General features: G+C 72.4%; 14 protein-coding genes. 1 reads left to right on the top strand and 13 read right to left on the bottom strand.

The genetic code is table 11. The features are described from left to right. The 5 genes from ACSJDX_RS12565 to rpoZ all read right to left on the bottom strand — a co-directional run bounded on the left by ACSJDX_RS12565 (window position 1) and on the right by rpoZ (window position 5,924). On the bottom strand, window positions 1–1,389 hold the full coding sequence (locus ACSJDX_RS12565) for an RsmB/NOP family class I SAM-dependent RNA methyltransferase (protein WP_438352997.1): 1,389 nt from the start codon (window positions 1,387–1,389) through the stop codon (window positions 1–3). Next, the gene (fmt, locus tag ACSJDX_RS12560; protein ID WP_438352996.1) at window positions 1,386–2,306 is read right to left on the bottom strand and encodes a methionyl-tRNA formyltransferase; all 921 of its coding nucleotides are present in this window, start codon (window positions 2,304–2,306) and stop codon (window positions 1,386–1,388) included. The genes ACSJDX_RS12565 and fmt overlap by 4 nt, the downstream gene beginning before the upstream one ends. 11 nt (window positions 2,307–2,317) lie before the next feature. Beyond that, the gene (locus ACSJDX_RS12555; RefSeq protein ID WP_438354985.1) at window positions 2,318–4,375 is read right to left on the bottom strand and encodes a primosomal protein N'; all 2,058 of its coding nucleotides are present in this window, start codon (window positions 4,373–4,375) and stop codon (window positions 2,318–2,320) included. A gap of 7 nt (window positions 4,376–4,382) precedes the next feature. Beyond that, a complete protein-coding gene (gene metK / locus ACSJDX_RS12550) occupies window positions 4,383–5,576 on the bottom strand; it encodes a methionine adenosyltransferase (RefSeq protein ID WP_438352995.1) in 1,194 nt (397 codons plus the stop codon). 90 nt (window positions 5,577–5,666) lie between these two features. Next, window positions 5,667–5,924: a DNA-directed RNA polymerase subunit omega gene (rpoZ, locus tag ACSJDX_RS12545; RefSeq protein ID WP_438352994.1), complete on the bottom strand. Its 258-nt coding sequence runs from the start codon at window positions 5,922–5,924 to the stop codon at window positions 5,667–5,669. A 457-nt stretch (window positions 5,925–6,381) separates the two neighbouring features. Between rpoZ and ACSJDX_RS12540 the strand changes: the two genes are divergently transcribed. Further along, complete coding sequence (locus tag ACSJDX_RS12540) at window positions 6,382–7,233, top strand: endonuclease domain-containing protein (RefSeq protein WP_438352993.1); 852 nt, start codon at window positions 6,382–6,384, stop codon at window positions 7,231–7,233. Between the two features lie 260 nt (window positions 7,234–7,493). Here ACSJDX_RS12540 and gmk read toward each other — a convergent pair whose 3' ends face one another. The 8 genes from gmk to pyrR are packed head-to-tail and all read right to left on the bottom strand — an operon-like array spanning window position 7,494 to window position 17,084. After that, window positions 7,494–8,456, bottom strand: a complete 963-nt coding sequence (gene gmk / locus ACSJDX_RS12535; protein ID WP_438352992.1) for a guanylate kinase — start codon at window positions 8,454–8,456, stop codon at window positions 7,494–7,496. Beyond that, on the bottom strand, window positions 8,449–9,309 hold the full coding sequence (gene pyrF, locus ACSJDX_RS12530; RefSeq protein WP_438352991.1) for an orotidine-5'-phosphate decarboxylase: 861 nt from the start codon (window positions 9,307–9,309) through the stop codon (window positions 8,449–8,451). The genes gmk and pyrF overlap by 8 nt, the downstream gene beginning before the upstream one ends. Continuing rightward, window positions 9,306–12,593, bottom strand: coding sequence for a carbamoyl-phosphate synthase large subunit (gene carB, locus ACSJDX_RS12525; protein WP_438352990.1), 3,288 nt, complete (start codon window positions 12,591–12,593; stop codon window positions 9,306–9,308). The genes pyrF and carB overlap by 4 nt, the downstream gene beginning before the upstream one ends. After that, window positions 12,586–13,743, bottom strand: coding sequence for a glutamine-hydrolyzing carbamoyl-phosphate synthase small subunit (carA, locus tag ACSJDX_RS12520; protein WP_438352989.1), 1,158 nt, complete (start codon window positions 13,741–13,743; stop codon window positions 12,586–12,588). Before carA ends, carB begins: the two co-directional genes overlap by 8 nt. Next, window positions 13,740–14,252, bottom strand: a complete 513-nt coding sequence (locus ACSJDX_RS12515) for a PH-like domain-containing protein (protein WP_438352988.1) — start codon at window positions 14,250–14,252, stop codon at window positions 13,740–13,742. Before ACSJDX_RS12515 ends, carA begins: the two co-directional genes overlap by 4 nt. Next, on the bottom strand, window positions 14,249–15,568 hold the full coding sequence (locus ACSJDX_RS12510; protein WP_438352987.1) for a dihydroorotase: 1,320 nt from the start codon (window positions 15,566–15,568) through the stop codon (window positions 14,249–14,251). The genes ACSJDX_RS12515 and ACSJDX_RS12510 overlap by 4 nt, the downstream gene beginning before the upstream one ends. Then, window positions 15,565–16,557 carry an aspartate carbamoyltransferase catalytic subunit gene (locus ACSJDX_RS12505; protein ID WP_438352986.1) on the bottom strand — a complete coding sequence of 331 codons (993 nt, stop codon included), beginning with the start codon at window positions 16,555–16,557 and terminating at the stop codon, window positions 15,565–15,567. The genes ACSJDX_RS12510 and ACSJDX_RS12505 overlap by 4 nt, the downstream gene beginning before the upstream one ends. Continuing rightward, window positions 16,554–17,084 carry a bifunctional pyr operon transcriptional regulator/uracil phosphoribosyltransferase PyrR gene (gene pyrR, locus ACSJDX_RS12500; protein WP_438352985.1) on the bottom strand — a complete coding sequence of 177 codons (531 nt, stop codon included), beginning with the start codon at window positions 17,082–17,084 and terminating at the stop codon, window positions 16,554–16,556. Before pyrR ends, ACSJDX_RS12505 begins: the two co-directional genes overlap by 4 nt. Window positions 17,085–17,226: the final 142 nt, after the last annotated feature.

The raw sequence follows: 17,226 nt of genomic DNA, 5'->3' as shown, positions 1-17,226 counted from the left end.
TCAGGCGGTGCGGCGCAGGAGCGTGATCGACATCGCGTCGGTGCCGTGCCGGTGCGGCCACAGCTGCGCGCGCCCGGAGGGTTCGATCGGGTCGGGGAGCTCGATCGGATGCTGCGCCACCCCCCGGATCACCGCGCGGGCGTCGATCTCCTCGAGGTCGTCGCCGAACGCACGGCGGACGTCGGCCACGACGGCCGCCGTCTCGGCCAGGTGCGGAGAGCACGTGACGTACGCCACGATCCCGCCGGGGCGCAGGGCGTCGACTGCGGCGGTGAGCAGCTCGCGCTGCAGCTCGCTCAGCTCGGGCACGTCGGCCGGGGTCTTGCGCCAGCGCGCCTCGGGGCGACGGCGGAGCGCGCCGAGGCCGGTGCAGGGCGCGTCGACGAGCACGCGGTCGTAGCTGCCGGCGGCCCCCGCGGCGCGGCTGCGGCCGTCCTCCTCCGACACCTCGACCTCGAGCGGCACCCCGGCGACGGACCGGCGCACCAGGCCCGCTCTGGCCGGGACGATCTCGTTGGCGTCGAGAGTGGCGCCGGTGGCGAGTGCCTCGGCCGCGAGGATCGCGGTCTTGCCGCCCGGTCCCGCGCACAGGTCGAGCCATCGCTCCCCCGCCTGCACCGGCACGGCGCGCGACAGCGCGAGCGCGGCCAGCTGCGATCCCTCGTCCTGCACCCGGACGCGTCCCTCCGAGGCCGTCACGATCTGCTCCGGGTCTCCGCCGTCGAGCGTGAACGCGAGCGGCGAGTACGCGCGGCGCGCGGCGTCGATCGGAGGCTCGGCCAGCCCGGGCAGCGCCGCCATGGTGACGCGCGGCGAGGCGTTGTCGGCCGCGAGGAGCGCGTCGAGCTCGTCGGCGCGGCCCTCCGCGGCCAGCGCGCGCCGGAACGCCCGCACGATCCACACCGGATGGCTCGAGACGAGCCCGATGCGCTCGTCGTCGGAGCGCGCGGCCTCCTCGACGCGGGCGAGCCACGCGCCGGGGGTGTCGCGCGAGACGCGTCGCAGCACGGCGTTGACGAATCCGGCGGCACCTCGGCCGCCGGCATCCCGCGCCAGCTGCACCGACTCGTTCACCGCGGCGTGCGAGGCCACGCGGGTCGAGAGCAGCTGGTGCACCCCCAGACGCAGGGCGTCCAGGACCGGCGGATCGATGCCGTCCGCCGGACGGTCGGCGGCGGAGGCGACGATCGCGTCGTAGGTGCCCTGTCGTCGCAGCGTGCCGTAGGTGAGCTCGGTGGCCAAAGCCGCGTCGGCGGTCGACAGCCCCGCGCGCTCGATCGCACGCGGCAGCAGCAGGTTGGCGTAGGCGTCGGAGTCGTGCACCGCCCGCAGCGTCTCGTAGGCGACACGCCGCGCCGGGGTGACCCCGCCGATCCGCGGCGCGCTCATGACCCGGCCTGCAGCTCGTCGGCGCGCTGCCCCCGCCACCAGTCGGCCGCGGGCATGGCACCGCGACCCGCGGGCTGCACGGTGTCGATGCGGATCGGCGCGGTGCCGGTGCCGGCGAGCACCTCGCGGCCGTCGGCGACGATCACCCCCGGGCTCAGCTGTCGGTCGGCGACGGATGCCGCGGCCCGATGGATCTTGAGGCGCTCGCCGCCGATCGTGGTCCAGGCGCCCGGCTCGGGCGTCACTCCGCGCAGGCGCGCGAGGACGGCGTCCGCCGGCTCGTCCCACCGGAGGCGGCCGTCGTCGAGGACGAGCTTGGGGGCGAGCGTCGGCTCCCCCGTCTGCGGCACGGCGTGTGCGGTCCCCGCGGCGATCCCGTCGACGACCGACACGAGGAGGTCGGCACCCGAGACGGCGAGGGCGTCGAGCAGGTCTCCGGCGGTCTCGGAGCCGTCGAGGGGATGCTCCAGCTCGGCGTAGACGTCGCCGGCGTCCAGTGCGGGCACCAGCTGGAACACACTGGCGCCGGTCACGGCGTCGCCGGCGATGAGGGCGCGCTGCACCGGCGCCGCGCCGCGCCAGGCCGGGAGCAGCGAGAAGTGCAGGTTGATCCAGCCGTGCCGGGGCGCCGACAGCAGCGGTTCGCGCACGAGACCGCCGTACGCCACGATGACCCCCAGATCGGGGGCGAGCTCGTGGACGGCGGCGGTGGCGGCAGCATCCAGTCGGTCGGCCTTCACGACCGGGATGCCGAGCTCGACGGCGACGCGCGCCACCGGCGAGGGGGTGAGCACGCGCTTGCGGCCGAGGGGTGCATCGGACCGCGTGACGACGCCCGCCACCTCGTGCGCGGAGGCGGCCAGGGCGCGCAGTGAGGGGACGGCGGCCTCAGGGGTGCCGGCGAACACGAGGCGCATGCGGGGGTTCCTCACAGATCGAGATCGGGCACGTCGACCCGGACTTTGAGTGTATTGCGGGGTCCTGGGGGTCTCCCCTTGGCCGGGCGCCGGGTGCGCAGCGCCGCCGCGACGACCGACGCGCGCAGCGACGCCGTCACCGCGGTCCCCAGGGCGTAGTCGAAGCGCACGAACGCGCGAGCCTCGTCGTCTCCCCCGGCGGCGCGGGCACTGCCGGTCCTCCCGCCGACGCGCGCGCTGTTCTCGCCGCCCGCGGCGTCCGGGGGGTCGACGCGCACCGGACCGAGCACGGCATCGGCGCCGAGGGCGGGCACCGCGGCGCGCAGCGCCTCGAGGGCGCCCTGCACCTCGGGGGTTGTGCCCGCGACGCTCGCCACGCGCACGGTCGGCGGCATGTGCAGTGGGGCGCGCTCGGCGAGCTCGGAGCGGGCGTACGCCGGCTGCGTCCACGTCGCGAGTGCGCGCGCCACCCCGCCGGTGACCCCCACCAGGTGCACGGGTGCGCCCGGGGCGGCGAGGGCTGCGGCGTTCGACCACCAGCGCAGACACGACTCGCCGATGCGCAGGTCGTCGGCCATCAGCATCCGATCCCCGTCGAGCAGGATGACCGCGCGATACCCGCCGAGGGCGTGCGGTTCGCCGCCGCGGGTGGCGACCACCAGCGCGGGGCGGGCGTCGACCTGCGAGATCGGGTGGTCGCCGTCGGCGATGATGACGCGGATGCCCGGGAACGCACGACCGAGCTCGTCGGCGGTGCGCTCACTGCCCGCCGACGCCATGCGCACCCGATCGGACGAGCAGTGCGGGCACGCCCAGCCGACCGCGGCGCGGCCGCACCACCCGCAGTCGGGCACGGCTCCGGGGCGACGGGCATGCAGCGGCCCGGCGCACTGGGCGCACCGCGCCGGGCGGCGGCACTCCGCGCACACGAGCACGGGCGCGTACCCGGGGCGTGCCACCTGCACGAGCACCGGTCCCGACGCCAGCGCCTCGCGGGCTGCGGCGAACGCGGCCGAGGGCACCCGCGAGCGCGCCTCGCCCTCGCGCGTGGCGCTCAGCACCACGCGGGGCGACGAGCGTCGGGCGGCGGGAAGCTCCCGCACCCAGCCGACGGCGACGAGCCGCTCCACGTCGGAGGTGCGGGTGTGTCCGGCCAGCATCAGTGCGCAGCCGTCGAGCTCCTGCCGGATCAGGGCGGCATCGCGCGCGTGCACCCCCGGGCTGAGCGGCTCCGACAGCAGCGGGTCGCCGTCGTCCCACAGCGCCACGAGTCCGAGCCGCGATACCGGCGCGTACACCGCCGACCGGTTGCCGACCACGACGCACGGCGCGTCGGCGAGCATGCGGAGGTAGCCGGCGTACCGTTCCGGGCCGCTGCGGCGGGCGTCGGCGCGCACGACCGCTTCGCCCAGACCGTGCGCCTCCAGCACCGCCTCGACCTGCGTCTGATCGCGGTGATCGGGCACCACGAGCACGGCGCTGCGTCCGGCGGCGAGCGTCTCGGCCGCCGCGGCGGCGAGGAGCTCGGCCCACACCCCCACCTCCACCCTCGACGTCGGGTCGGCGCCGAGGGTGACGGTGTGCGGGGTCGCGTCGACCGCGACCCGCTCCCCCGCCGCGAGCGCGGTGGAGAGCCCCGGGTGCGCCGCCAGCACGCCCGACGCCCACGCGCGGAGCTCGGGCGGGGCATCCGTCGCCGTCGGCTCGGGAGCGGCCGCCCACGCCTTCTCGGCGCGCACCATGCGCTTGGGGATCGCCAGGCGCAGGATGTCGGATGCCGAACCCGCCGCCCGGTCGGCGGCGCGCCGCGCGAGCCGGTACAGCGCCGGGGTCAGGACCGCGACCGGCGAGACGACCGCGTCGAGCTCGGACAGCGGCCGCTCGCTCTCGACGTGATCGAGTACCTCGACGACGTAGGCGTCGACCATGCGCCCCGCCGAGCGCAGCGGGGCGCGGACGCGCACGCCGGGAGCGACCTGGTCGTGCAGCTCGCGCGGAACCTCGTAGTCGAACAGCCGGTCGAGCTGCGGCAGCGGCGCATCCAGCAGGACGCGCGCGACGCGCCCCACCCGCACGTCAGAGGCCTGCGGCGGCGCGCAGTTCGTCGACGCGGTCCAGGCGCTCCCAGGTGAAGTCGGGCAGCTCCCGGCCGAAGTGGCCGTAGGCGGCCGTCTGCGCATAGATCGGGCGGAGCAGATCGAGGCCGTCGATGATCGCCTTCGGACGCAGGTCGAACACGTCCGTGATGGCGCGCACGATGGTGTCCTCATCGACGTGCGCGGTGCCGAACGACTCGACGTACAGGCCGACGGGCTTGGCCTGTCCGATGGCGTACGCGACCTGCACCTCGAGGCGGTCGGCGAGACCGGCGGCGACGGCGTTCTTGGCGACCCAGCGCATCGCGTAGGCGGCCGAGCGGTCGACCTTCGACGGGTCCTTGCCGCTGAACGCTCCGCCGCCGTGGCGCGACGCCCCGCCGTAGGTGTCGATGATGATCTTGCGCCCGGTGAGCCCGGCGTCGCCCTTGGGACCGCCGATGACGAAGTCTCCGGCCGGGTTGATGATGAACTTCGTGCCCGACACGTCGAGGCCGGTCTTGGCCAGCACCGGCTCGATGACCTCGGCCTGCACGGCGGCACGGAGCGCAGCGAGCGAGATGTCGGGGTCGTGCTGCGTGGAGAGCACGACGGTGTCGACGGTGCGGGGCGTCGCGCCGTCGTAGCCGAGCGTCACCTGCGTCTTGCCGTCGGGGCGCAGGAACGGCAGCGCTCCGGAGCGGCGGGCGTCGGTGAGGCGCTCCGCGAGCCGGTGCGCGGTCCAGATCGCCATCGGCATGTACTCGGGCGTCTCGTTGGTCGCGTAGCCGAACATGATGCCCTGGTCGCCGGCGCCGAGCGCGTCGATCGGATCGGCCGAGCCGCCCTCGCGATGCTCGAGCGCGCTCTCGACGCCGGCGGCGATGTCGCTGGACTGCTCGCCGATCGAGACGGTGACGCCGCACGAGTCGCCGTCGAAACCGGTCTCGCTGGAGGTGTAGCCGATGCGGTTGACGACACCGCGCACGATGCCCGGGATGTCGGCGTACCCGTCGGTGCGCACCTCGCCGGCGACGTGCACGAGACCCGTGGTCACGAGCGTCTCGACGGCCACACGGGCGTTCGGGTCCTGTGCGATGAGGGCGTCGAGGATGCTGTCGGAGATCTGGTCGCAGATCTTGTCGGGATGCCCTTCCGTGACGGACTCGGACGTGAACAGGCGCAGCTCGGTCATCGATGCTCCAGGTGGGGAATGGGGGTCGGCACAAGTATGCCCCGGACGGCTGACAGCCGTCCGGGGCGTGTCACACGAAGTGACGGAGGATCACTCGGCGTTGCTGCGCAGGCGCAGCTTGTCCTCGTGGATCTCGTGCATCGCGATCGTCAGGGGCTTGTCCTCGACGGTGGAGTCGACGAGCGGACCCACGTTGTCGAAGAGGTTCCCCTCGTGCAGGTCGGAGTAGTAGTCGTTGATCTGACGCGCGCGCTTGGACGCGTAGATCACGAGCTGGTACTTCGAGTCGACCTTCTCGAGAAGGCTGTCGATGGGGGGCTCGATGATGCCCTGGTTCGTTCCTGCCATGGAACCTCCTGTGTCCGGGGGTGCGCGCGAGCGCGCACACATCCGCCTATTCTAGCCGACCGCTGGAGGCCGTGCCCACGGCGCGCGGCTGGGTGCACGCGCCCCGCCGTCGGTCCGAGAATCGGAGATCGGACGAGGAGCGGGCTGGATGCTGCGCCACGACCCGCCGCTCGGCCGATCCCCGATTCTCGGACGGGGTGCGCGGTCTCCTCACCCTCGGATCCCGCCTTCCGCATCCGAGGCGAGTGGACCGTCTACTAGTCCAGGATTCGGAGATCGGACGAGATGCGGAGCGGATGCTGCGCCACGACCCGCCGTTCGGTCGATCCACGATTCTGGGCCTCAGGCGAGGGGACCCGACTCCTCCCCAGGTAGCGTGCGGCGCAGCATCCGGCGGATGCCCTTCATTCGTGAGTAAGCGCGGTCGGCCCAGGCTGCAACCGACCAGGATCGAAGAATGCGAGACCGAACCGCTGCGATCGCCGCGGCGCTGAAGGCTGTCCGAGGTCAAGGCGGCGTGGTGCGAAGGCAGGACCTCGTGCGAGCGGGTCACAGCAAGCACCTCCTCGCCGACCTCGTCGCGCAGAGGCGGCTCGCCACCGTGCGGCGCGTCTGGGTGGCATTGCCCGATGCCGATGCCCTCGCGGTCACGGCCGCGCGGGCGGGGGTCGTGATCACGTGCGTCACGCAGGCGAAGCGCCTCGGGCTGTGGGTGCTCGGCGGTGAGGAGCTGCATGTCGCCGCGCCGCCGCATGCTCAGCGACCACGGTTGCACACCGACGCCGTCCTGCATTGGCGGGCGCCCCTGATCACCCGCGCGCCAGGTGCGCTGGGCGACGGGATCGAGAACGTGCTCGTGCAGGTCGCGCACTGCCAGCCGCGCGAAGCCGCACTCGCCGTGTGGGAGTCAGCACTCAACAAGCGGCTGGTCGATCGGGCCGTTCTCGGTCGCCTCACGCTGACCGCGCACGCGCGTTCGCTCCTCGATGAATGCACCCCGTTCTCGGATTCGGGCCTGGAGACGATCGTGGTGCCGCGACTGCGATGGATGAAGCTACGGATCGTGCCGCAGGCATGGCTCGAAGGACATCGCGTCGACTTCCTCATCGGCGACCGCCTGGTGCTGCAGATCGACGGCGCCACCCACGTCGGCAGGCAGCGCGAGAGCGACGTGCGCCACGACGCGCAACTGATGCTTCGCGGCTACCACGTCATCCGGGTCGGGTACGCCCAGGTGCTCGACGACTGGCCGGGCGTGCAGCAGCAGATCATGACCGCCGTCGCCCAGGGCCTCCACCGGGCCCGCTGATCGTCGGGTCCGGGATTCGGATACCGGACGAGGAGCGGGCTGGATGTTGCGCCGCGGCCCGCTGTCGGGCTGTGCTCCGCGTCTTGGCCCGATTGAGGGTGCCGATGACGGTTGCCCACGAGCTCTACGGCGTACCGTCGCGTCCACCCATCCCCGGTCCGAGAATCGGAGATCGGACGAGGTGCGGGCTGGATGCTGCGCCCCGGCCCGCTGACAGGCCGATCACCGCTTCCCGGACCCGGCGGCCGAGAGACCCGGGGTCAGCGGGTCAGCGCGGCGACCTCCTCGGCGGCGCGGGCCACGTCGTCGTTCACGACGCGGTAGTCGAACTCGCCCTGCGCCGCCAACTCCACCTTCGCGGTGCGGAGGCGCCGGGCGCGCTCCTCGTCGCCCTCGGTGCCGCGGCCGACGAGGCGCTGCACGAGCTCGTCCCAGCTGGGCGGCAGCAGGAACACGAGGGTGGCCGCCGGGTCGGCGGCCAGAACCTGGCGCGCTCCCTGCAGGTCGATCTCCAGCAGCACCGCGCGGCCCTGCGCGAGTGCCGTCCGGATGGGACCGCGCGGGGTGCCGTATCGGAAGCGGTTGTGCACCGTGGCGTGTTCGAGGAGCTCGTTCGCGGCGATCATCCGATCGAACTCGGCGTCGTCCACGAAGAAGTAGTGCTCGCCGTCGACCTCCCCCGGCCGGGGGGCGCGGGTCGTGGCCGAGACGGACAGCATGATCTCGGGGTGGTGCGCGCGGATGTGTGCGGCGACCGTCCCCTTGCCCACCGCCGTGGGGCCTGCCAGCACCACGAGGCGGCTGCGTCCGCCGCGCGGTCGCGGTTCGGGAAGACGCTCGTCGAGGAATGCGGTGAGCACGGAGCGCTGCCGGGCGCCGAGACCGCCGAGGCGCTTGACCGGAGAGATGCCGAGCTGCGCGAGGATGCGGTCGCGCTTGCCCTCCCCGATCGCCGGGATGGCGGTGAGGAACTCCGTGACGCGCATGGCGCCGGCGGGCGTCTCGGGGCCGGCGAGGGCGCGGCGCAGCAGCTCCTGCGGGCTGATCACGCGCATGGTGACGTCGCGTTTGAGGGCGGCGCGCTCGCGACGTGCCGCGACGGCGCGACGGGATGCCGCGACGCGGTCGACCTCGGGAGGCCGCGTGTGCGCGCCGGAGCTGCGCGGCGGATTCTCGGGGCTGTCCGGGGCGGGGCCGTCGGGGGGAACGGAGGTGTCAGGCATCGAGATACCCACGGTACAGGTCCGCGCGTGCGCGGATGCGCGCGGCGATCCCGTCCGGACCGGCCGACAGGATGCTGCGGCTCTCACTGGCCACGACATTGCCCGCGAGCACACCGAACAGGCGCCCCAGGTCGGCGGGCTCGGCGCCCTGCGCCCCGAAGCCGGGTGCGAGGATCGGCGCGCCGATCAGCGCCGCATCGGGGAGGCCGACAGCGGCGCGGTCGACGGTCGCACCCACCACGAGTCCGATCGGACCGAGGCCTCCCGCGAACGCGGCCGAGCCGTTAACCCAGCCCACATCGCGGGCGACCCGTTCGGCCACGGACTGGTCGTCGGTCGCGGCCACGTCGATCGTGCGCGCGCTCTGCACGGGGTAGGCCTCGGGATTGCTGGTCGCGGCCAGCACGAAGACGCCCTTTCCGTGCTGCACCGCGGTGGTGAGGGTGCCGCGCAGCGAGTCGGGGCCGAGGTAGGGGCTCACCGTGAGGGCGTCGGCCTCGAGCGGTGCTCCGGGGGCGAGCCACGCGGCCGCGTAGCCGTCCATCGTGGTGCCGATGTCACCGCGCTTGGCGTCGGCGATCACAAGCAGCCCGGCATCCCGTGCCGCCCGCTGCACCTCCTCGAGCGCGGCGAACCCCGCGGATCCGTACGGCTCGAAGAACGCCACCTGCGGTTTGACCACGCCCACCGTCCCGGCGGCGGCCTCGACCACCCGCAGCCCGAACTCACGCACCCCGGCGGCGGAGGCATCCAGCCCCCACTCGGCGAGCAGGTGCGCGTGCGGGTCGATTCCGACGCACAGCGGTCCGGAGCGGTCCAGCGCCGCCCGCAGTCGCGCGCCGAACGAGATCACGCGCGCCCGGCCCGATCCAGCGCGTACTCCTGGAGGCTGCGCACGGCGAACCCGTCGTGCATCGCGTCCATGGCGCTCACCGCGGCACCGAGGACCGCCATCGTGGTGAACAGCGCCTTGTCGGCGGCGACGGCCGCGGCGCGGATCTCGTAGCCGTCGGCGCGCGCGGATCCGCCGGAGGGCGTGTTCACGACGATGTCGATCTCGCCGTCGTTGATCAGGTCGACGATGTTGCGCTCCCCCGAGCCCTGCGTCTCGCTGTACTTCGACACCACGGTCACGTCGATGCCGTTGCGGCCGAGGATCTCGGCGGTCCCCTCGGTCGCCACGAGGGTGAAGCCGAGCTGCTGCAGGCGGTGGGCGGGGAGGATGACGGCGCGCTTGTCGCTGTCGGCGACGGAGATGAACACCGTGCCCGACAGCGGCATGCCGCCGTACGCCGCCTCCTGGCTCTTGGCGAACGCCGTCGGGAAGTCGCGGTCGATGCCCATGACCTCGCCGGTGGAGCGCATCTCCGGGCCGAGCACGGAGTCGACCGTGCGGCCGTCTCGCGTACGGAACCTCTTGAACGGCAGCACCGCCTCCTTGACCGCGACCGGGGCGCCCAGCGGCACACGCGAGCCGTCACCCGCGGGCAGCAGGCCCTCGTCGACGAGCGAGGCGATCGTGGCGCCGGCCATGATGCGGCTCGCGGCCTTGGCGAGCGGGATGCCGAGCGCCTTCGAGACGAACGGCACCGTGCGGCTCGCGCGTGGGTTGGCCTCGATGACGTAGAGCACGCCGGCGGAGATCGCGAACTGCACGTTCAGCAGACCGCGCACGCCCACACCCGACGCGATGGCGAGCGTCGCCTCGCGCACCCGGTCGATGTCGGTCCGGCCGAGCGAGACCGGCGGCAGCGTGCACGAGGAGTCGCCGGAGTGGATGCCGGCCTCCTCGAGGTGCTCCATGACGCCGCCGATGTACAGCTGCTCGCCGTCGTAGAGCGCGTCGACGTCGAGCTCGATCGCGTCGTCGAGGAAGCGGTCGACCAGCAGCGGGAGCCCCGGGCCGATGATCGCCTGGTCGGCGATCCGCACGAAGTAGTCGCGCACGGCCTCGGTCGAGTAGATGATCTCCATGCCCCGCCCGCCGAGCACGAAGCTCGGGCGCACCAGCACCGGGTAGCCGATCTCCTCGGCGATCGCCACGGCGCCGTCGACGTCGATCGCGGTGCCGCTGCGCGGCGCGACGAGCCCCGCCTCGTCGAGGAGTCGGGAGAAGAGCTCGCGCTCCTCGGCGAGGTCGATCGCGGCGGGACTGGTGCCGAGGATCATGTAGCCGGCGTCCTCGATGCCCTTCGCCAGACCCAGCGGCGTCTGACCGCCGAGCTGGCAGACGACGCCCAGGATCGTGCCCGACTGGGCCTCGGCGTGCAGCACCTCGAGCACGTCCTCCAGCGTGAGGGGCTCGAAGTAGAGACGGTCGCTCGTGTCGTAGTCGGTCGAGACGGTCTCGGGGTTGCAGTTGACCATGACGGTCTCGTATCCGGCGGCCGACAGGGCGAACGACGCGTGCACGCACGAGTAGTCGAACTCGACGCCCTGCCCGATGCGGTTCGGGCCCGAGCCGATGATGACGACCTTGGTGCGCTCCGAGGGGGTCACCTCGGTCTCGAAGTCGTAGCTGGAGTAGTGGTACGGGGTCAGCGCCGGGAACTCCCCCGCGCACGTGTCGACCGTCTTGTAGACGGGACGCAGGCGCATCGCGTGACGGATGCCGCGCACCTCGGTCTCCGTGATGCCCCGCAGCTGGGCGACCTGGGCGTCGCTGAAGCCGTGCTCCTTCGCGAGGAGCAGCGTGTCGGCATCCAGCTCCCCCGCCGTGCGCACGGCGTCGGCGACCTCGTTGATCAGCACGATCTGGTCGAGGAACCACGGGTCGATCTTGGTCGCCTCGAACGCCTGCTCGACGGTGGCGCCCTTGCGCAGCGCCTGCTGCAGCACGACGATGCGACCGTCGGTCGGCACCGAGGCGATCTCGAGCAGCTCGTCGACCGAACGCTCCTCCGCACCCCAGTGGAACGACGACCCGCGCTTCTCGAGCGAGCGCAGCGCCTTCTGCAGGGCCGTGGTGTAGTTGCGCCCGATCGCCATCGCCTCGCCCACCGACTTCATGGTGGTGGTGAGCGTCGTGTCGGCGGCGGGGAACTTCTCGAAGTTGAACCGCGGCACCTTCACCACGACGTAGTCCAGCGTCGGCTCGAAGCTCGCCGGAGTGACCTTCGTGATGTCGTTGGGGATCTCGTCGAGGCGGTAGCCGATCGCGAGCTTGGCGGCGATCTTGGCGATCGGGAAGCCCGTGGCCTTCGACGCGAGCGCCGAGGAGCGCGACACGCGCGGGTTCATCTCGATGACGATGATGCGGCCGGTCGCCGGGTCGACGGCGAACTGGATGTTGCAGCCGCCGGTGTCCACACCCACGGCGCGGATGATGTCGATGCCGATGTCGCGGAGCTTCTGGTACTCGCGGTCGGTCAGCGTGAGCGCCGGAGCGACCGTGATCGAGTCGCCCGTGTGCACGCCGACAGGGTCGACGTTCTCGATGGAGCACACCACGACGGTGTTGTCGGCGGTGTCGCGCATGAGTTCGAGCTCGTACTCCTTCCACCCGAGGATCGACTCCTCCAGGAGCACCTCGTTGGTGGGCGAGTCGTGCAGGCCCGCGCCGCCGATGCGGCGGAGGTCGGTCTCGTCGTACGCGAAGCCCGATCCGAGGCCGCCCATCGTGAACGACGGGCGCACCACGAGCGGATAGCCGAGCTTCTCGGCGCCGGCGAGGAGCTCCTCCATCGTGTGGCAGATGACGGATGCCGCGACATCCGCCCCCGCGTCCAGCACGAGCTGCTTGAAGATCTGCCGGTCCTCGCCCTTGTTGATCGCCTCGAAGTCGGCCCCGATGAGTTCGACGTCGTACTTCACCAGGGTGCCGCGCTTGTGCAGCGCGATCGCCGCGTTCAGGGCGGTCTGCCCGCCGAGGGTCGGCAGGATCGCGTCGGGCCGCTCCTTGGCGATGATCGTCTCGATCACCTCGGGGGTGATCGGCTCGATGTAGGTCGCGTCGGCGAAGTCGGGGTCGGTCATGATCGTCGCCGGGTTGGAGTTGACCAGGATGACGCGCACGCCCTCCTCGCGGAGCACCCGGCACGCCTGGGTGCCGGAGTAGTCGAACTCGCAGGCCTGGCCGATGACGATCGGGCCGGAGCCGATGACCAGGACGCTCGTGATGTCGTCGCGCTTAGGCATTCTTCGTGGTCTCCTGGGTCGCGATCACCATGTCGCGGAAGCGGTCGAACAGGTAGTTGGCATCGTGCGGGCCGGCGGCGGCCTCGGGGTGGTACTGCACCGAGAAAGCGGGGATGTCGAGCGCGCGGAGGCCCTCGACGACCCGGTCGTTCAGCCCGATGTGCGACACCTCGACGGCGCCGTAGCCGTTCGGACTGTCGAACGAGCCCTCCAGGGGCGCGTCGACGGCGAAGCCGTGGTTGTGCGCGGTGATCTCCACGCGGCCGGTCTGCTTGTCGAGCACGGGCTGGTTGATGCCGCGGTGCCCGAACGGCAGCTTGTACGTGCCCAGTCCGAGGGCGCGACCGAGCAGCTGGTTGCCGAAGCAGATCCCGAAGAAGGGCAGACGCTCGTCGAGCACGGCGCGCAGCAGGGCGACGTGATCGCCCGATGCCGCGGGGTCGCCCGGTCCGTTGGAGTAGAAGACCGCGACGGGGTCGATCGCCCGGATGCCCTCGATCGTGACGTCCTGCGGGAGCACGTGCACGTCGAACCCTCTCGCGGCGAGGTTGTCGATCGTCGCCTGCTTCACGCCGAGGTCGAGGACGGCGAGGTTGCCGATGCGCTCGCCGGTGGCGGGCGTGACCTCGGTCGCGGCCACCGACACCGCGGCGGAGAGGTTCTGCCCGGCCATCTGCGGCGCCTCGCGCACGATGCGCAGCTGCTCGTCGACGGGAAGCGCGGCATCCGCACCCGAGAAGATGCCGCCGCGCATGCTGCCGGCGGAGCGGATGTGGCGGGTCACCGCGCGCGTGTCGATTCCGCTGATGCCCACCACGCCGTCGGTCACGAGCGCGTCGTCGAGCGACTCGTCGGCGCGCCAGTTCGACACGACGCGGGAGGGGTCTCGCACGATGTAGCCGGCCACCCAGATGCGGCGGGACTCGGGGTCCTCGCCGTTCATGCCGGTGTTGCCGATGTGCGGCGCGGTCTGCAGCACGATCTGCCCGGCGTACGACGGGTCGGTGAGCGTCTCCTGGTAGCCGGTCATCCCGGTGGCGAACACCACCTCGCCGAGGGTCGTGCCGTGGGCGCCGTAGGCGCGGCCGGCGTGACGTGTGCCGTCTTCGAGCACGAGGACGGCGGGGTCTTTCGAGAGCAGGGCGGTCATGCGTCGCTTCCTGTCGGGGCTGCGGGAGGGATGATCGGGCGGACCGCGTCGACGAGCGCGCGGGCCGAGGCATCCTGGGGTCGGAGGTACGTGTCGACGATCGTGGCGTCGTCGATGCGCCAGGCGAGACGGGCGAGACCGTCGCGTTCGACGACGCGGTCGATCGCGACGGTGGACTGGTCGGCCGCGGTGAGGCGGGACGCGTCGAGGAAGATGCGCGGGGCGCCGGTGAGATCGAGGGCGATGCCGGCATCCGTCACCGTCACGTCCACCCGGGAACGGAAGCCCAGCCGGCGGATCGCGAGGCGCTCGAGCGGCTGGTCGTGCACCGTGGTCGCGACGTACAGACCCGAGAACGTCGCGAGGGAGGACGCGCCGGCCGGTGCCTCGCCCACCGGCGCGATGAGGCCCGCGTCGCGTCGGATGCGTCGCCACCACGCCCACGCGAGGAGGCCCAGTAGCGCGACCGCGATCAGGATCCACAGGGTCAGCACCAGTTCGCGGCTCATGCCGTCACCTCCGCCTGCTCGCGCAGGACGCCGTCGACCACGGTGGGTCGACCGCGGTGGACCGTCCAGCGCACCTCGCCGGGCAGGTCGCGCCCGAGGTAGGGCGAGTTGACGCTGCGCCCGTGCAGGTCGGAGGTCGCGAACGTCCGCACCGGGGCCGGGTCGTAGAGGGTGAACGAGGCCGGCTGACCGACCGAGAGCGGGGTGCCGGCACCCGCGAGCCGGCCAATGCGCGCGGGCTCCCGCGACATGACCCGGGCGACGTCCGCCCAGTCGATCATCCCCGTGTCGATCATCGCCTGCTGCACGACGCGCAGCGCGCTCTCCAGGCCCACCATGCCGTTGGCGGCGGCCTGCCACTCGCAGGCCTTGGCCTCGGCGGGGTGCGGGGCGTGGTCGGTGGCGACGATGTCGATCGTGCCGTCGGCCAGGCCCTCGCGGACGGCCATCACGTCTTCCTCGCGGCGCAGCGGCGGGTTCACCTTGAACCGGGGGTCGTAGCCGCGGGCGAGGTCGTCGGTCAGCAGCAGGTGGTGGGGGGTGACCTCGGCCGTGACGTTCACCCCGCGCTTCTTCGCCCAGCGGATGATGTCGACCGATCCGGCGGTGGAGAGGTGGCACAGGTGCAGGCGCGAGCCGACGTGCTCGGCCAGCAGCACGTCGCGGGCGATGATCGACTCCTCCGCGACGGCGGGCCAGCCCGTGAGCCCGAGTTCGGCCGAGACGGAGCCCTCGTTGAGCTGCGCGCCCTCGGTCAGCCGCGGGTCCTGCGCATGCTGCGCGATGACGCCGTCGAACGCCTTCACGTACTCCAGCGCGCGCCGCATGATGAGCGGGTCCCACACGCAGAAGCCGTCGTCGCTGAACACGCGCACCCGGGCGCGGGAATCGGCCATCGCGCCCAGCTCTGCCAGCCGCTCGCCCTTCTGACCCACGGTGACGGCGCCGATCGGCTGCACCGTGACGTAGCCGGCGGCCTCGCCGAGGGCGAGCTCCTGCTCGACGACGCCGGCCGTGTCGGCCACCGGCGAGGTGTTCGGCATCGCGAAGACCGTGGTGAACCCTCCGGCGGCGGCGGCACGCGACCCGGTGAGGATCGTCTCGGATGCCTCGTAGCCGGGCTCGCGCAGGTGGGTGTGCAGGTCGACGAGGCCGGGGAGGGCGACGAGTCCGTCGGCGTCCACGACCGTCGCGCCGGCGCGACTGAGGCCGGTGCCGACCTCGGTGAGCACGCCGTCCTCGACGATGAGGTCGGCCGCCTGACCACCCTCGAGGAGCGCACCGCGGATGTGCAGTGCCGGGGACGAGAGGGTCATCGGGTCTCTTCCTTCGTCAGCGGGGCGGTGTCTCGGTTCTCGGGCGCGGAGCGCTCCCCCGCCAGGAGCAGGTAGAGCGCCGCCATGCGCACCGACACGCCGTTCGCGACCTGCTCGAGCACGGTCGAACGTGCGGAATCGGCGGCGTCGGCGGAGATCTCCAGACCCCGGTTCATGGGCCCGGGGTGCATCACCATGCTACCCGGCGCCAGGGCGGCCAGCCGCGCGGCATCCAGTCCCCAGCGCCGGGAATACTCCCGTTCAGTGGGGAAATACGCCGCTCCCATGCGCTCGAGCTGGATGCGCAGCATCATGAGGGCGTCGGGCCCCTCGGAGATGGCCGCATCGAGGTCGTACTCGATGCGCGCCGGCCAGCCCGAGACGTCCTGCGGCACGAGCGTGGGCGGGGCGACCAGCGTGACCTGTGCGCCGAGGGTCGTCAGCAGCCACACGTTCGAGCGCGCGACGCGCGAGTGCAGCACGTCGCCGACGATCGCGACCTTCAGCCCGGCGAGGTCGCGGCCCCGGCTGTCGTCGCCGAAGGTGCGCTTGCGGATCGTGAAGGCATCCAGCAGCGCCTGCGTCGGATGCTCGTGCGTGCCGTCGCCCGCGTTGACCACGCCCGCGGTGATCCAGCCGCTGGTGGCGAGGGTGCGCGGCGCACCGGAGGCGCCGTGACGGATCACGACGGCGTCGGCGCCCATCGCCTGCAGGGTCTGGGCGGTGTCCTGCAGACTCTCGCCCTTGGAGACGCTGGAGCCCTTCGCCGAGAAGTTGATCACGTCGGCGCTCAGGCGCTTGGCTGCGGCCTCGAACGAGATGCGCGTGCGGGTGGAGTCCTCGAAGAACAGGTTCACCACGGTCTTGCCCCGCAGCGTCGGGAGCTTCTTGATCTCGCGGCGCTGCGTGTCGGCCATGTCCTCGGCCACGTCGAGGATCTGCAGCGCGTCCTCGCGCGACAGGGTCTGGGTGTCGAGCAGGTGCCTCATGACTCGATCGTCACCTCCTCGACGTCGTCGATCTCGGCGAGCCGCACGTGCACGCGCTCGTCGCGGGAGCTGGGCAGGTTCTTGCCCACGAAGTCGGGTCGGATGGGCAGTTCGCGATGACCGCGGTCGACGAGGGTCGCCAGCCGCACCGCGGCGGGGCGGCCGATGTCCTGCAGGGCGTCGAGGGCGGCGCGGATGCTCCGGCCCGAGAACAGCACGTCGTCGACGAGCACGACCGTCCTGCCGTCGATCCCGCCGTCGGGGATCTGCGTCGGCCGCGGCGTGCGGGTGGGGTTGCGGTGCAGGTCGTCCCGGTACATCGTCACGTCGAGCGATCCGGCCGGAACCGGCACTCCCCCGAACCGGGTGATGAGCGCGGCGATGCGCTCGGCGAGCGGAACGCCGCGGGTCGGGATGCCGAGGAGCACGAGGCCCTCGGGCCCGCGGTTGGACTCGAGGATCTCGTGCGAGATCCGAGTCAGGGCTCGATCGATGTCGGCGCTGGACAGCACGGTGCGCGTGCTCATCCGCCGCTCCCTTCTCCGCCTCACGGGACGGTGTTAAAGGTTGCTGTGGTTCGGGTTCCAACCTACCCGACGAGGCGAGGTATCACCGCGCGGATCGTGTGCTCCTCCCCTGCGGCGCGACCGTGCCGACATCCGGAGCGAG

It is taken from the genome of Microbacterium fluminis, assembly GCF_051549805.1.
Classification (GTDB): domain Bacteria; phylum Actinomycetota; class Actinomycetes; order Actinomycetales; family Microbacteriaceae; genus Microbacterium.
The sequence above is the reverse complement of the archived record's forward strand: the minus strand, read 5'-3'. Positions and strand labels throughout refer to the sequence as shown.

Coding starts and splice junctions, on each gene's coding strand:
- carB (WP_438352990.1), bottom strand. CDS start 12,593: ATGCCTAAGCGCGACGACATCACGAGCGTCCTGGTCATCGGCTCCGGC.
- rpoZ (WP_438352994.1), bottom strand. CDS start 5,924: ATGGCAGGAACGAACCAGGGCATCATCGAGCCCCCCATCGACAGCCTT.
- ACSJDX_RS12515 (WP_438352988.1), bottom strand. CDS start 14,252: ATGAGCCGCGAACTGGTGCTGACCCTGTGGATCCTGATCGCGGTCGCG.
- ACSJDX_RS12540 (WP_438352993.1), top strand. CDS start 6,382: ATGCGAGACCGAACCGCTGCGATCGCCGCGGCGCTGAAGGCTGTCCGA.
- ACSJDX_RS12510 (WP_438352987.1), bottom strand. CDS start 15,568: ATGACCCTCTCGTCCCCGGCACTGCACATCCGCGGTGCGCTCCTCGAG.
- pyrR (WP_438352985.1), bottom strand. CDS start 17,084: ATGAGCACGCGCACCGTGCTGTCCAGCGCCGACATCGATCGAGCCCTG.
- ACSJDX_RS12505 (WP_438352986.1), bottom strand. CDS start 16,557: ATGAGGCACCTGCTCGACACCCAGACCCTGTCGCGCGAGGACGCGCTG.
- gmk (WP_438352992.1), bottom strand. CDS start 8,456: ATGCCTGACACCTCCGTTCCCCCCGACGGCCCCGCCCCGGACAGCCCC.
- ACSJDX_RS12565 (WP_438352997.1), bottom strand. CDS start 1,389: ATGAGCGCGCCGCGGATCGGCGGGGTCACCCCGGCGCGGCGTGTCGCC.
- fmt (WP_438352996.1), bottom strand. CDS start 2,306: ATGCGCCTCGTGTTCGCCGGCACCCCTGAGGCCGCCGTCCCCTCACTG.
- metK (WP_438352995.1), bottom strand. CDS start 5,576: ATGACCGAGCTGCGCCTGTTCACGTCCGAGTCCGTCACGGAAGGGCAT.
- carA (WP_438352989.1), bottom strand. CDS start 13,743: ATGACCGCCCTGCTCTCGAAAGACCCCGCCGTCCTCGTGCTCGAAGAC.